Source organism: Candidatus Arsenophonus phytopathogenicus, from assembly GCF_056113345.1.
The window spans coordinates 461,467-477,197 of the sequence record NZ_JBUIOB010000017.1; the positions used below are offsets into that span (position 1 = coordinate 461,467).

General features: G+C 36.9%; 9 protein-coding genes and 10 pseudogenes. 9 read left to right on the forward strand and 10 right to left on the reverse strand.

All coding sequences use genetic code 11. The annotated features are described in order from the left end of the window. Positions 1 to 10: 10 nt before the first annotated feature. The 7 genes and pseudogenes from frdA to AC01GB_RS05775 all read left to right on the forward strand — a co-directional run bounded on the left by frdA (position 11) and on the right by AC01GB_RS05775 (position 6,362). A pseudogene (gene frdA, locus AC01GB_RS05745) lies at positions 11 to 1,757 on the forward strand (fumarate reductase (quinol) flavoprotein subunit). Further along, positions 1,750 to 2,481: pseudogene (locus AC01GB_RS05750) on the forward strand (succinate dehydrogenase/fumarate reductase iron-sulfur subunit). Before frdA ends, AC01GB_RS05750 begins: the two co-directional pseudogenes overlap by 8 nt. A gap of 11 nt (positions 2,482 to 2,492) precedes the next feature. Continuing rightward, positions 2,493 to 2,884, forward strand: a pseudogene (gene frdC, locus AC01GB_RS05755) (fumarate reductase subunit FrdC). 13 nt (positions 2,885 to 2,897) lie between these two features. Next, a pseudogene (gene frdD, locus AC01GB_RS05760) lies at positions 2,898 to 3,244 on the forward strand (fumarate reductase subunit FrdD). A 509-nt stretch (positions 3,245 to 3,753) separates the two neighbouring features. Then, complete coding sequence (locus AC01GB_RS05765) at positions 3,754 to 4,212, forward strand: SgcJ/EcaC family oxidoreductase (protein WP_474450985.1); 459 nt, start codon at positions 3,754 to 3,756, stop codon at positions 4,210 to 4,212. 507 nt (positions 4,213 to 4,719) lie between these two features. Beyond that, entirely contained in the window at positions 4,720 to 5,391 is a 672-nt protein-coding gene (locus AC01GB_RS05770) for a DUF1007 family protein (protein WP_474450986.1), read from the forward strand. Beyond that, positions 5,382 to 6,362, forward strand: coding sequence for a nickel/cobalt transporter (locus tag AC01GB_RS05775; RefSeq protein WP_474450987.1), 981 nt, complete (start codon positions 5,382 to 5,384; stop codon positions 6,360 to 6,362). The genes AC01GB_RS05770 and AC01GB_RS05775 overlap by 10 nt, the downstream gene beginning before the upstream one ends. On the opposite strand, the pseudogene AC01GB_RS05780 reads toward AC01GB_RS05775, so the two are convergent. Continuing rightward, positions 6,359 to 7,149, reverse strand: a pseudogene (locus tag AC01GB_RS05780) (sulfite exporter TauE/SafE family protein). The gene AC01GB_RS05775 and the pseudogene AC01GB_RS05780 sit on opposite strands and share 4 nt — an antisense overlap. A 177-nt stretch (positions 7,150 to 7,326) precedes the next feature. Further along, positions 7,327 to 8,650, reverse strand: a pseudogene (gene dcuC / locus AC01GB_RS05785) (anaerobic C4-dicarboxylate transporter DcuC). 536 nt (positions 8,651 to 9,186) lie between these two features. On the opposite strand from dcuC, the pseudogene AC01GB_RS05790 reads away from it, so the two are divergent. Further along, positions 9,187 to 10,409 (forward strand): annotated as a pseudogene (locus tag AC01GB_RS05790) (malate:quinone oxidoreductase). Between the two features lie 185 nt (positions 10,410 to 10,594). On the opposite strand, the gene AC01GB_RS05795 reads toward AC01GB_RS05790, so the two are convergent. The 6 genes and pseudogenes from AC01GB_RS05795 to AC01GB_RS05820 form a co-directional block, all read right to left on the reverse strand. Beyond that, entirely contained in the window at positions 10,595 to 10,939 is a 345-nt protein-coding gene (locus AC01GB_RS05795; protein ID WP_474450989.1) for a fimbrial biogenesis chaperone, read from the reverse strand. Between the two features lie 7 nt (positions 10,940 to 10,946). Then, positions 10,947 to 11,261: pseudogene (locus AC01GB_RS05800) on the reverse strand (fimbria/pilus periplasmic chaperone). Between the two features lie 64 nt (positions 11,262 to 11,325). Next, positions 11,326 to 12,467: pseudogene (locus AC01GB_RS05805) on the reverse strand (fimbrial protein). 24 nt (positions 12,468 to 12,491) lie between these two features. Beyond that, on the reverse strand, positions 12,492 to 12,665 hold the full coding sequence (locus AC01GB_RS05810; protein WP_474450990.1) for a hypothetical protein: 174 nt from the start codon (positions 12,663 to 12,665) through the stop codon (positions 12,492 to 12,494). A gap of 17 nt (positions 12,666 to 12,682) precedes the next feature. Continuing rightward, a complete protein-coding gene (locus tag AC01GB_RS05815) occupies positions 12,683 to 13,120 on the reverse strand; it encodes a FimD/PapC C-terminal domain-containing protein (RefSeq protein ID WP_474452332.1) in 438 nt (145 codons plus the stop codon). A gap of 15 nt (positions 13,121 to 13,135) precedes the next feature. Then, a pseudogene (locus AC01GB_RS05820) lies at positions 13,136 to 13,595 on the reverse strand (gluconokinase, GntK/IdnK-type); the annotation flags it as partial. 378 nt (positions 13,596 to 13,973) lie between these two features. Here AC01GB_RS05820 and zur point away from each other — a divergent pair. Continuing rightward, on the forward strand, positions 13,974 to 14,444 hold the full coding sequence (gene zur, locus AC01GB_RS05825) for a zinc uptake transcriptional repressor Zur (protein ID WP_474450992.1): 471 nt from the start codon (positions 13,974 to 13,976) through the stop codon (positions 14,442 to 14,444). Positions 14,445 to 14,638: 194 nt separating this feature from the next. On the opposite strand, the gene lexA is transcribed toward zur, so the two are convergent. Together lexA and AC01GB_RS05835 are read right to left on the reverse strand one after the other, a co-directional pair. After that, complete coding sequence (gene lexA, locus AC01GB_RS05830; protein ID WP_474450993.1) at positions 14,639 to 15,253, reverse strand: transcriptional repressor LexA; 615 nt, start codon at positions 15,251 to 15,253, stop codon at positions 14,639 to 14,641. Between the two features lie 100 nt (positions 15,254 to 15,353). After that, positions 15,354 to 15,728, reverse strand: a complete 375-nt coding sequence (locus AC01GB_RS05835; RefSeq protein WP_474450995.1) for a diacylglycerol kinase — start codon at positions 15,726 to 15,728, stop codon at positions 15,354 to 15,356. Positions 15,729 to 15,731: the final 3 nt, after the last annotated feature.

Sequence of the window (15,731 nt, forward strand, 5' to 3'; positions counted from 1 at the left end):
GAAGCATAGTTTGCAAACCTTTAATGCTGATTTAGTCATAATAGGAGCTGGTGGAGCTGGTTTGAGGGCAGCAATTGCTGCTGCTGAAGCTAACCCCAATCTAAAAATTGCTTTGGTTTCAAAAGTCTATCCCATGCGCAGTCATACTGTCGCTGCAGAAGGTGGCGCAGCTGCAATTGCTCAATCCCATGATGCCTATGATTATCACTTTAATGATACGGTTTCAGGGGGAGATTGGTTATGTGAACAAGATGTGGTTGAATATTTTGTGAAACATTGTCCAACCGAAATGACACAACTGGAATTATGGGGACAGTGAATGTCCGTCGCTTTGGAGGAATGAAAATCGAGCGAACTTGGTTTGCTGCTGATAAAACAGGCTTCCATATGTTGCATACTCTATTTCAAACCTCTCTCAAATACCCACAAATCCAGCGATTTGATGAACATTTTGTGTTAGACATTCTGGTTGATGAAGGAAGAGTACATGGCCTAGTCGCTATCCATATGATGGAGGACACTCATATTCAAATTAACGCAAAAGCCGTTATTATGGCCACCGGTGGAGCCGGCCGTGTTTACCGTTATAATACTAACGGCGGAATTGTTACCGGTGACGGTATGGGTATTGCATTACGTGATATGGAATTTGTGCAATACCATCCGACTGACTTGCCAGGTTCTGGAATACTTATGACTGAAGGTTGTATAGGTGAAGGCGGGATCCTCATCAACAAAGATGGCTATCGTTATCTACAAGATTATGGCTTAGGGCCTGAAACCCCTCTCGGTAAACCAGAAAATAAATATATGGAATTAGGCCCACGAGACAAAGTTTCTCAAGCTTTTTGGCATGAGTGGCGTGCAGGTCGCACAATAAAATCATCACGCGGTGATGTTGTGCATCTTGACTTACGCCATTTAGGCGCAGAGAAACTACATGAACGCCTACCCTCTATTTGTGAATTAGCCAAAGCTTATGTCGGCGTCGATCCCGTTACTGATCCTATCCCTGTTCGCCCAACCGCACATTATACAATGGGGGGAATTGAAACGGATCAGAAATGTGAAACATCAATTAAAGGTCTGTTTGCTGTGGGCGAATGTTCGTCAGTTGGCTTACATGGCGCAAACCGCCCGAGTTCTAACTCTTTAGCAAAATTAGTCGTTTTTGGGCGATTAGCTGGCATCGAAGCGGCTAAATATGCCACTGAAGTCTCTCCAGCCAATAATAACGCCATTGAATTAAAAGCGCGTGAAGTTGAAACCAATTTAACCAAACTGATCAACCAAAAAGGTAAAGAGAATTGGGCTAATATCCGTGATGAAATGGGGATAGCAATGGAGGAAGGTTGTAGCATCTATCGTACACCTTGAATTAATGCAAAAAACCATGGATAAACTAGCTGAACTTAAGGAACGCTTTAAACATATTGAAATTACAGACCATAGCAGCGTCTTTAATGCTCAACTATACTATCGAATTAGGCTTTAGTATAGATGTAGCGGAATGTATGGCTCATTCTACTTTCTATTGCAAAGAATCGCGTGGTGCTCACCAGCGTCTGGATGAGGGTTGTACTGTTCGTGATGATGTTAATTTTCTAAAACATTCTCTTGCCTATTATAACTCACAAGGCGCCCCAAATATTGCTTATCGCGATGTAAAAATTACCAAATTAGCGCCAGCTAAGCGAGTTTATGGTGGTGAAGCAACAGCACAAAAGCAAGCAAAGAAGGAGCAGGTGAATGGCTAAGATGAAAAAACTGAAAATGGAGATCATGCGCTACAATCCTGAAACTGACGATGTTCCCTATTCTGTTACTTATGAAGTTCCTTATGATGAACAGACCTCTTTACTAGATGCTCTAGGTTATGTTAAAGACCACTTAACACCTGAGCTTTCATACCGTTGGTCTTGTCGTATGGCAATATTTGGCTCTTGCGGTATGATGGTTAACCAGGTGCCTAAATTAGCCTGCAAGATTTTTTACGGGACTATACCGATGGCTTAAAAGTAGAAGCATTGGGCAATTTTCCTATCGAAAGAGATTTAGTGGTAGATATGACCCATTTTATTGAGAATCTTGAAGCTATTAAACCCTATATTATTGGTAATAATCGTAAAGTTAGTGATAGTCCCAATAAACAAACACCTAGTCAAATGGCTAAATATCATCAATTCTCTGGCTGTATTAATTGTGGCCTGTGTTATGCAGCTTGCCCTCATTTGGCCTTAATCCAGAATTTATTGGCCCTGCTGCAATCACACTGGCAGAACGTTATAACCTTGATAGCCGCGATAAAGGCAAAAAGAACGCATGCCATTATTAAATAGCGATAATGGCGTATGGAGCTGTACATTTGTCGGTTACTGCTCTGAAGTATGTCCTAAACATGTCGATCCTGCCGCTGCTATTCAGCAAGGAAAAGCCGCAAGCGCAGAAGATTTTATTATTGCTATGTTGAAACCAAGGTAAGGAAGAGAAAAATGACAACAAAACGTAAGCCTTATGTACGCGAAATGTCATCAAAGTGGTGGCAACAGATTGTATTTTATCGTTTTTATGTTATTCGGGAAGCAACCGCATCCCTCAAATTTGGTTTAGTTTAGCCGTACTTTATGGCCTATTTTCGTTAACAGCAGGGCCTGAAAGCTAGTTTAATTATGTTACCTTTCTGCATAATCCAATCGTTTTATTAATTAATATTTTCACTTTAATAGCAACTTTATTCCATACAAAAACCTGGTTCGAACTGGCGCCTAAAGCTGTTAATATCGTGATAAAAAATAAAAAAATAGCCCAAGAAAGCATTATAAAATTACTTTGGGGTATTACTTTTCTAGCAACAATCATTATCTTAGCTATAGCGCTAATATAATTTAAGGAGAACAATGATGAATCAACCTCCTAAACGTTCTGATGAACCTATTTTTTAGGATTATTTGGTGCTGTTGGTATGTGGAATCCAATTATCTCTCCGGTTATTATTCTTTTGCTAGCAATTTTAATTCCTCTAGGTTTAGCACCAGAAATGTTAAGTTATGAACGCATTCTAACATTTTGCCAAAGCTTTATTGGCCGTATTTTTTTGCTATTAATGATCATTTTACCTATCTGGTGTGGACTGCATCGACTTCATCATGGCATGCATTATCTAAAAATAGCGATTCCAGCCGGTAAATGGATTTTTCATGGTGCGGCTGCCATTATTAGTGTGATTGCTATTATCAAACTCTAATCAAAAGTTAATCTAATAAAAAAGCCAGATAGTTTCAAACCATCTGGCTTTATTGTTTGTGATAAGCATTGGCTAGGTTAATTGATAGACGGCGTAGCAAACGCTCGTTCCAGTTCATCTATATTATTAAACCGTCAGATACGGATTAATAACCGCGAATTCCACCGAGTTAAACTAATAAAGATTGATAACTCAATCGTTGGGTAACTAACAATAAAAACCGCTATTAGTTAAAGTAACCATTGTACTAATCCTATTGATTAACCTAATCTTTAATTGTGCCTTAATCAACATCGGCAAAAAAAATTCCAGTTAACTATATGAAATTAATTTATAAAATGAAATTTTTAAACACCAACATGAAAAAAGTTTCAGTAGAAATTTTAATTTTTTTACCGGTTCTGACTATTACTCAAATAGGTTACTAAACATAGGAAAAATTATTTCCATATGAAATAATAATCATTCTAAAACATCATAAAAAAATAATACTTAATAGCGAGAGATTTATGAGAAAACTGAGTTTTTTAATTATTCCACTAACTTTACTTTCTAGTTATACATTCGCTCTAGAGACAGCTCCCAAATGTGTAAAGGTAGATCAACAACAAATTGCTGGTTTATTTGAGCGCTGGAATGATTCATTAAAAAGTGGCGATGCGAAAAAGGTTTCGGCAAACTATCTCGCTGATGCAGTACTATTACCAACTATATCAAGTCAAGTTCGTTTAACGGATGCTGAACATACCGACTATTTCAAACACTTTCTAGCCAAAAAGCCTGTAGGAAAAATTGATAGTCGAACTATTCGTATTGGTTGTAATAAGGCAATCGATATCGGTACTTATACTTTTACTTTTAAAGATAAATCCACTGTTTCAGCTCGTTATACATTTACCTACGTCTGGGATGGAAAAGAATGGAAAATATCAACTCATCATTCATCTGAAGTACCGGCAAACAATTAAAATTTTTTAAATTAGCTACCTGTTTAAAATAAGCTTCAGCTATACAAAGGTGACTAATTAGGTAGTCTCCAATTTGAATTAAAAATAGCCCTAAACAGGTAAATATAATTTTTCTCTATCACTTCACTTTGTAGATACTAATTTTAGTTTTATAAATACATCCATGTATTGTTAGGCTTCTTCCTTGTTCTTTTATTTTTAACCTATTAATTCAAATGACTTCCAATCGTTTAAAACAATCGATACAAACATTTATGATTTTTAAAAACTATTAATAGATAATAATTGATCGAATAAACCGATTAATTAATCTATTTACAACAAAAATGGAGGGTTTACATAACAATAAATTTATTATCGATGAAATATGAGCCAAGATTGCAAAAAATCTGAGCAAATATAAGTAATAAACCTTTTAACCAATTAAATAGCAAAGTAACATTTAATTATCAAAGAAAATTGATAGCATAGATATGCTATTTTCGGTTAATCAAAATATCCTATTTGATGGCTCAAATGCACCATTACAAATCAATAGCTATAGTGAAAATTTTGCTACAAAATCTATTAATGGCGTTAACATTATGCTATTCAATAACCGTTTTTGCTCATCCCCACAGTTTTATTGATATGCAAAATGAATTACAAATAAAAGATGGTAATCTCATTGCCATGAAAATGACTTGGGTTATGGATGCCATGACATCAGCAGATTTACTCTATGATGCACAACAAGCAAAAGAAAGTGATGAAGTGTGGAAACAATTAAGTGCTGAAGTAATGGCTAATGTTATTAAACAACACTATTTTACCTCCCTATATTATAAAAATAAATTAATAAAATTTTCCTTTTACCCAAAAGACTATCACCTATCGCGCAAAGGGAACCAAGCCGTGCTCTCTTTTACTCTAAAATTAGCTAAGCCAGAAACTCTAACTGGTAAGACATTAACCATAATGACTTATGACCCAAGTTATTATGTTGATATGAACTATAGCAACAAAGCAAAAATTTCATCAACTAATACCTCAACCCAATGCCAAATTCAGCTTATAATACCTAAGCCCAGCGCATCGATAATCGATTATGCCCTTTCTCTTGATAAAGCAGAAACACCGCAAGAAGACCTTAGTCTCGGCCAACAATTTGCGCAAAAGGTAAACATAACATGTCAATAATGCCCAGCAAGCCAGTAATCAATTTACTTAATAAAAAGTACTATCTAGTAATCGGATTATTTAGTTCTTTTTTGGCATATTGGCATTTTGGTTTACAACTAGCGGTAACTTGGCAACGAGAACTTAATCAACATCTTTCTTCTCTCCTGATGCAAGTGGCCAGCTCACCAACTGAAGCAGGATTATTACTCGTTGGCTTTAGCTTTTTTTATGGTTTATTACATGCTTTGGGACCAGGGCATGGCAAAATCATTATTACCACCTATATTGCCACCCACTCTTCAAGACTAAAAAAAAGCCTTACCCTAACGCTATTAGCATCATTATTACAGGGATCTATTGCTATTGTTTTAACATCCATTGTTCTTGGCTTGTTCCAGCTATCTAGCCGACACTTACATCTAAGTCGCTTCTGGTTAGAAAAAATAAGCTATGGCTTAGTCTTTTTTCTTGGCCTGTTACTATGTCTAAAAGCAATCTCCCGACTAAGAAAAATATTTAAACAATCTCGTCAAGCCCCCTTTCTATTTACTAAAATCCATGCGCCTAACCAACATCAACATGCTCATGACTGCAATTGTGGCCACAAACACGTATTGTCTGATGATGAATTACAAGGCAACTGGCGAACTCAACTTGCAGTTATAGCCGCGATGGGAGCACGTCCCTGCTCTGGCGCATTAATTGTTCTACTTTTTTCTTATGTAGTCGGTGTTTATTCTTGGGGGATTATCGCCGCGCTAATGATGGCCTTAGGAACTGCAATAACTATTAGCGGAATTGCTTTACTAGTCCATAGCGCTCGCCATTTAGCTATTCGGTATTCGAAATGGCAAGGGTTTAATGTCAATCCATACTGGAGTTTAGGAATAATGTTAATCGGTGGAATAGTGTTAGTTATTGCCGGATTACTTATGTTTCAGAGTGTTGAAATTCCACAAACGATGGGTTCTTATATTTTTGGTCGCTAAAAATAATGCCATAAGTTTATACTCATCATAGTGGCACTAGATAAAATAAATAACAGGGTTAGATACTGCAAAACACGATCAGATAAACGCAACATTAAATATTTGGCTAACGGAATAGTCATTAATGATCCTATGCATAGGGTAAGCGCAAGAATAATGTGAGTATGTCCATTGCGCATATAAACAATTGCTGATGAACCTGACAAAATACTTGTTATAAAAATCGCGGTGCCAATCGCTTGTTTGATAGATAATTTTAGATAGCGTAGCAATAGTGGTAATACAACACCACCACCTACTCCGGTAGCACCAAGCACTACGCCAGCACTGATAGCCGGCAATAATAATGACCTAATATCAATAGTATTATTTCTTTCAAACTGGTTGATCGAAAATGAAAAAAAATATCCGATAAACAAACAGAAAAAGGGAATAAATAATAGCGACTACAATAAGTATATTAATGCCTAACTCAACTTGCTGTTGATAACTTTGTAATTGGCTAAAATAACTTACCAGATAACTTGTCAATGCTGTGGCTGGTATCATAATAGCAAAACACAACCATGGCACTTTTAATCGGAACATTGCCTAAACGAAAATGTATATAAGAAGATGAGATTTTCATCAACATAGAGAGAAAATTGGCGGTTGCAACAGCAGACAAGGCATCCATACCAAAAAAATAGGTTAAAACCGGTAATACAACAACTCCCCCACCAACGCCCGTTAAACTAATAATTAACCCCAAAATTGCGCCAACTATCAATTCTGCTACCAAAAACATGATTAATTACCTTGCAGAGAGAATTTACATTAGTGATCAAACGGGCCATCAGGAAAGTGATAGTTAATAATAAATATCAATCCTAAACATGAGGTTAAAATATGGCCAACATACGTGTTCATCAAAGCCGGAACATGATTACAGCCATCGTTCCGGATTTGATGTAAAAGGGAAAATTTATATAGGATGAACTGGAACTAAAATTTCAGTCGCAATAATAACAACCAATAGTCCAACTAAAACTGGAATAGACGTACGTTTAACTACCTCAAAAGGCGAAATTTTTGCCATCCCAGACACCGCAACCACCACGCCGGATACAGGTGACATTGTTCGACCAAGATTAGAGGCCTGTAACATAGGGATCACCAAGTAAGTTGGATTAATTCCCATTTGGCTGGCTAAACGTGGGATCAATTCAACAAAAGAGTAAAATGGCGCATTACCGGAACCGGTTGTCATCGCCGCCAACATAGTAATCACCACCAGTACAATCATCATCATTATAGCGCCAGAACCAAAAGATTGTGACAAATTAATCAAAGAGGAAATAAAACCGATAGTACTCAATCCTTGCGCAAATACCCCGGTAGCCACCAGCAGTACAACAACTGATACAAATGCATCAGTCATACCACGATAACAAACATCTAAACCATCAAACACCGTTTTTACTTTAAAACAGCGCACAAATTCAATCAGACTCGTTAAAATAATACAGCCTACAATAATTGTAATAATATGTAATTGAGGTGCCCATATACCATCAAAAATTAAAACTCCAATAATCGGTGTAAAAGGTAAAATAGCATAATAGTCAGGCGCTTTGGTCTTAATTTCATTAACATCAAGCTTTTCTGTTTTTACCTGCTCACGTCTGTAAAGATAGCGCTGCCAAAAAAAGTGGCTAATCGCCATAGCAATAATCGAAATCGGTAAGGTGGTTTTAAAAGCAAAATCGATTAGTGGCATGCCTGATGCTTTCGCTGCTAACACAACATCACCTGATGTAGGAGCCAAAATTATTGCCGCAGGTGAGGCACAGATTGCAGCAGCAGCGCCGCGACTGATGACGACATTCACCATAATCGGAAATAGGGTCGCCATCAATAAGACCACTAGTCCCGCTGCTGAAGACACAGCCAGTGACATTAAGCAAGCAACAATATAGGCTGCAACCATTAATGCATAGGGTGAATTAATCAATTTGTAATGGCTTAGACGCTATTTTGACCACAACATCATTAGCCCCGATATGAGTCATATAAGCAGCAAAACCACATAAGATCATAATCATCATCCCTAAATCACCACCACGGTTCATCAATAGATATTTGATATATTCTAAAATATCGGTGGTTTTCCAACCTGTCACTGGCACATCATTCGGTAATATATTTTTCCCCATAATTGCGCTGATAATAAGCAGCAATATTCCGCCTATCATTAAAACACCGGTGGGCGAATAGCCTTTAATAATATAACGACCTATTCCAATCATAACCACCAATCAAGAGTTCCATCATTTTACTCCTCTACATCTACACCAAGGCCGTCAAAAAATAATAAAAAAAAATTTATTAATTATCATGGATATTCTTTATATTAATAATAAAGTAACTATAAAAAACAATTTACCAATTAAAGTTTGATTAATAACAGTATTAACCCTTTTTTTACCTATTTTTAGAACACAAAAAGTATTTTTTATACCTAATTATAAGTATTTTTTATAAAAAAATAAAACCATTACTAATATTTAACAATTCGAAAAATAATAACTCATAATAAACAACATATTATGTTACTAGGCATCAAATTATTGCGGAGTGAGCAACAGAATACCATAATTAATTCTTATGCTTGATCTGATTTATCGATAATTAAGGTGCATTTTCATATGAAGAGATCATTAAAATATACAGCTGGGGTTATTGGTCTATTAGTAATTATTTATTTAGGCCAACAGCTTCAAACACGATCAAAACTTCAACCAATGAACCTACTGTTAATATTGTGCTTATCGGCGCTGGTATTATGAGTGCGACACTAGCAACATATTTAGCAGAATTGCAACCAGATTGGCAAATCCGCATGTATAAGCGACTAGATAGGATCGCGGGTGACACATCTGATGGCTGGAATAATGCAGGTACCGGTCATTCAGGCTTTATGGAAATGAACTATACACCTGAAAAAAATGGGCAAATTGATATCACTCAAACAATAGAAATTGCCAATCAATTTGAAATTTCCAAACAATTCTGGGCTTACCAACTAAAACACCGGGTTCTCCACCAATCCCAAACTTTTATAAATCCCGTTCCACACATTGCCTTTGTTTGGGGTAAAGATGACATTAATCTCTTAGCAAAACGCTATGCAGCGATGATCAAAAATCCTATGTTTTATGGCATGAAATATTCTACCTCTGCGGAGGAAATTAAATCGTGGGCACCACTTATTATAGAAGGGCGAGATGCAAAACAACCCGTTGCAGCAACACGAATGGATATTGGCGCTGATGTAAACTATGGTGAAATAACCCGTCAGTTAGTTGCCAATCTGCTCAAACATCCAAACTTCAAATTACAGACCAAAGCTGAAGTGAACGCAATTAGTCGTAATGATGATGGCACTTGGAGTGTCGGTTTTAAAAACCTCACAACCGGCGAAGAGAGTCATATAAAAACTCGCTTATCTTTATTGGTGCAGGTGGTGCAACGATTAAATTACTACAATACACAGGGTTAGAAGAAGCAAAACAGTATGCCGGATTTCCTGTGGGTGGTGAATTTCTTGTTACCGATAACCCTGAGGTAGTCAACAGACATACCGCAAAAGTTTATGGAAAACCAGCACTTGGCGCTCCCCCTATGTCAGTTCCCCATATCGATACGCTCTATTTGGGCGGTAAAAAATATGTGCTATTCGGACCTTTTGCGACTTATTCTAATAAATTTCTCAAATATGGTAGTCAACTAGATCTTTTTGCTGCTACCAATGACAGTAATATAATTCCCATCATTGCCATTGGCATCAAACACTTAGATTTAGTGAGATATTTAGTCAGTCAATTAATGTTAAATGATGAAGAACGTTATCAATCTTTGTTAGAATATTACCCAAACGCCAAAAAAGCAGATTGGCAATTAGTAATCGCTGGGCAACGCGTACAAATCATAAAGAATGCCAAATTACATGAAATCATTCCATCCTATGGTCAGCATTTAGAACAAAATCCAACATTACTTAACTAGATCCGCCGATACACCAGTGAAATATTGGGCCTTAATTATATTGTTACGCAACAGGAGCAAACTAATCAACCGATAAAACCCAAACAACAGCCGGCAAACAGCAGATGCTCTTTTGTTAAATAAAAAACTAATAGGCAAAAAAAATTCGGATTTATAGTTTTTAACTATTAATCTAGGCGAGCAAACTAAGGTGTTTGCAGAGTGGTTACTTCTCGCACAGAAAAACCGGCATCATTCAGATATGAAAAGATTATCTGTCCATTGGGCTGAAAAAATGGTTGTTCAAATCGATATATATGCTCTGAAAATGGAGGCGTCATCATATCCATCTGTTGTTTAATCGGAAAACGCTGATACTGACTGTCAAAAACGATTTGAGAAAAGGAAATATGAAAAGGTGATGAATTTTTGCAGATCAAGACCCATTCTTGATCTTTTTGTTGCAGGGTAAAAGTTATTTTATCTGCCAGCTTGGCGGGAAAATCAGCCAATTTTTTCGGGCGATAAAATAATTTTAATTGTGTATTCATTGCCAAGCTAACCTTTAGCATTACCCTGATTTAACGCTTGATGATGTAAATTAGGCGGTATTTCATACAAATTTAACCAAAAAATTGACTCTCTATCATCCGGCAGATGATCACCATTATAAGCAATTCTAATAGCCTGGATTTATTGCGCTGGCAGATGAAAAATTGAAGCAAGCACCACAAAAGGAGTTTCTGCTTGTGGATCTGATTCACCATGATCCACCCAACTCTGCACAATAACCGGGTATTTATTAGTATTCGCTAACAAAACAGAACGTTCTTTATAACCCTGATGGTAAATAATTCGGGTCATATTGGCCATGATCCAGCTTTACCTGGTATCAGCCAGAATAGTGATAAGCATGCTACAACAACTGTTAGTCGCTTCATTGTACTTTTACCAGTACATACGCGGTAGCATGTATTTTTCCTGGTTTAATAACTTGACCTGGTAATTGCTGTAGTAACGCGGTGTATGAGTGTAAGTGATGTGTATAACCAGAAACTGAAGGACCCAGATTTTTAGCATCTCTAAGCACAGGATACCAGCCAACATTTTCTCCACTGGGCCCGATACCAGTAATACCAGGTTGAGCAACAAATACCATCGGTTGTTGAGTAACACTATTACGCAAAGTAATACCAACCCCGGTTGCTAATGTAGCATCAAGTCCATAATTATCTGAAACGAGTGCAATTACACCACCTTGAGCATTAATCAAATGTAACCCTTGCGCAGCGCGATAAGCACCTGGCGAAACTTGAATTCCAATTGCTGTTTGCCCACTTGTCGTACCTGAGTTCACATTATCACTACATTCGATTTGGACAGAAATATCAGCTTCTCTGGTACCACCAGCCAATAATTCTTGGCTAGAAATAGTAAGGAAAAGCACTAATGGTGTCGCATTTTTTGCTACACAAGTGGCATTATTACTCAACATAACAGACTGTCGCAAACCGTAGCCAAAACCATTATCTACCCCCAAAAGCGAAAATTATGGACAGAATCTTCGCCTTCGTTGTCATGTACAATTCCCCGGCCAACAAATTGAATATAAGCATTCGGTTGGGTACATTGGTAATTTGTCCCTGTTGCACTCGCATAACCTAACCCTCTTGTACCTAACCCACTACAATAATTCGAAACCGCATTGCTGGGTGGAATTGTACTGACTCGATAAAGCTCCACTTGCATTGGCGGGATATCTTGTAATCGAATATGTATTTGACCTTTCCCTGGTTGCGTTCCTTCAACCAATAAAAAAGTAGTAAGTGGAACCCTTTTCCAATTACGTTGTACAACAACACCTGCCATGGTTTGTTTTATACCAACGTACGCAAGCCAGGATGCATATACATCAGGCAATCCATCAATAAGACCGGTTTCATGAAATCCACCGACTCTATCATCACCATTTGTTGCCACCAAAAAATAAAGCTGAGGCAGATCGGCCTCGTCACAGATCCATAATACTGAGGAGGCATTAGCTCCACCAAAAGTATAAGCGGTTGGAGGAACAACAATAGAAGCGAGTAACGAACCAACCGACTAAAAATAAGTATCAGTAAGATTGACCCGACCAAAAAGCATCTGAGCGGAACGATTATCCTCAGTTTGATAAACACCCGTTATTTTACAATTTGCGTTCACTGATAACGATATAGTAAAAAGGGGGGCGGTTAATAAACCTGTTCTTAACCAATAAGAAATATATTTCATCATCTTACTCCAGGTGCGGGTTAACGTTGAACACACATAGCTGTTAATTTTGTAATAGGCTGTTTATCTGATGCATGACCCATACGCGAGTAATCTAGATAACAACGTTCGGAAACCGCCTCACCCCATTTTAATAGTAAGATACCGGAATCTTGTTCCGTTCTGACATACATTTGATTATTTTGACCAACCATGCCAATCACATTATTTTCTTGGTCAAAAACTTCAGTACCAATAGGGAGAGCAGCATGACCGGCTAACTGTGCTTTAATCAATAAGGCATAACCTGCACGGGTTTTAAACATGACTTTAACCGCAGCACCGGCGTACGGCGCAACTTGTTTTTCGTTCTCGTTTAATTCAAAATCTTCCGCCATTCCCTGTGGATCAATAATAATTTTATTGTAACGATATGTTGTTATAGATGGGGCCAATGCGTAACCATTATCGTCAATCACTGCTTCTTGAGCATTCAATACAGAGGCACCAGACGCCCCCTTACTAGGTACTTCCAAAGTATCAAACTGCGAGACCAACATATTTGGTTTGAAAAAATGATTTTTACGTTTTTTTAATCGGTCTTCTATTAATTTAAAGTCTCCTTCAAGGTAAAGAAATGACAAATGTTGGTTTCCGTCTCTTAAAATATCTCGATATTTTTTTCAACGCGGAACAAACAATCAAAGAAACCTTATTTGTTCTCTGCATAGCAAAAATAGCATCACTCAATGCCTTAAGCCAAGGCAGTCAATCAGAATCATTCAACGCATGTCCATCCCACATCTTTCTAATATTGGCACTTGGATGCAAAAAATCACCATCTAAAAACGCAGCTCCTATTTTTTGAGCAATCCCACTCGCAACTGCTGATTTACCACTACCTGATACCCCCATAAGTATAAAAACATGGTGTATTTTTTTGCTATCACACATTATTAACTCCTTTAAAAATCAAGCAATATATAAAATGTTACTGATAATTTTCAGTTATAAAAAATAATATAATAGAATTGTGATAAGAATCTCAGTGAAAGAGGGAAGCGTGAGCGCAAGTAAAATTTGTTATCCATTTTATAACCCTTAATTTAAATAACTTATATTAATTCACTAGATAATCAAAATTAATAATCTTAATTTCTACTCAATATTTATTCCATTTTCCAATTAAGTATCAGTTTATCGCAACAGGAAATAAAAAAGCATTATTACAAAATAGTAAAAGATATTATTTATTTTAGAACTATGGTAGATATCAAAAAGTATAAATACGATAATGTCATTATTATAATGATCTTCACCTTAGGATAATTCATGACAAAGCAAGATCAGGAAAAAATACTGTCCCAGGCAAAAAAAATATGCCAAGCGCGTAATGTACGTTTAACACCCCAAAGAGAAGAGGTATTACGCCTTATAGCAGCCCAACCTTGTACTATTAGTGCTTATGATTTGCTTGATTTATTTAGAATTTCTGAACCTCAAGCTAAACCACCGACTATTTATCGTGGCCTGGAATTTCTCTTAGAACAAGGTTTTATACACAAGATAGAATCAACAAATAGCTATGTTATTTGTCATCATTTTGAGGATCCTAAACATACCTCAGTTATGCTAATTTGTGATAATTGCGGTAGTGTTGCCGAAAGTAATGGCCAAGCGGTAGAAACTGCTATTTTAAAATTAGCCAAACAGACTGGTTTCCAGTTGTCCCATACCGTTGTTGAAAACCATGGGTTATGTTTACCCTGCAACAAAATTGAGAAAAAACAGTGTCAAAGCTAAGCATTATTAGGCTGAAATAGTGATATAAAAGCCGGCGGCTCATACAACCGGCCTTTATTAAAAAAGCAATAAAAATTTAAAAATAGTTTACTTAATACCCATCAATCAAAAAATCAAACAAACTAGGAAATAATATTATATTCAATAAATTAAGCTGAATTTACTTAAAAAATTAATTAGAGCTAAAAGTTTAACTAAAATGAGTTACTACTACGAATAATACCAACAGCTAGTCCTTCAATAGTTAGGGTTTGTGTCCGCAAATCCACAATAATTGGCTCAAATTCAGGATTTTCAGCAATTAATTCAACTTTACTACCCACTTGCTTGAAGCGTTTAACCGTCACTTCATCATCAATACGCGCTACAACGATTTGTCCATTATGTACCTGCTGGGTTTTATGTACAGCAAGTAAATCCCCATCGATAATTCCAATATTTTTCATGGACATGCCATTAACACGCAATAAAAAATCAGCACTAGGTCTAAAAATAATAGCATCAATCCGATAATGATTCTCGATATGTTCTTGAGCAAGTAAGGGTTCTCCTGCCGCCACCCGACCAATAAGTGGTAATCCTTCATCCTCATGTTCTTCTTGCAGTAGCCGGATACCGCGAGACGCGCCAGAAACAATTTCTATCACCCCTTTACGCGCCAAAGCCTTTAAGTGTTCTTCTGCTGCATTTGGTGAACGAAAACCTAAACTTGATGCAATTTCAGCGCGTGTCGGCGGCATACCCGTTTGCGAAATGTGTTCACGCACTAAATCATAGACCTGCTGCTGCCTCAACGTTAATTCTTTCATTTCGCCCCCTATTTATTCGCATCCACACATTGTCACTGTAAGTATATACAGGTATATTAAGATTTAAAACCAATAAATGTGTAAAACCCTATTTTTATAACTAGCTCACGAAATAATGATTACCAATTACAACTGACCAAATAAAAATTGCTAAACAAATTGAAATAAAAACCGCCGCCGAGCCGATATCTTTCGCTTTAGCAGAAAGCTCATGCAATTCTGTACCAATTCGATCAACCACTGCTTCAATCGCACTATTTAATAATTCAACAATAGCGATCAATACCATTGAGCTAATAAGTAATAACCGTTCAATCCATTGCACATCAAGTAAAAAAGCCACAATAATGGCAATAACCACCATAATTGCTTCTTGTCTAAAAGCGGCTTCACTCTTCCAGGCTGCTCTTAACCCCTTCAGCGAATAACCAGTTGCTTTAATAATTCGGATTAAGCCGGTTGTTTGATTTGCCATAAA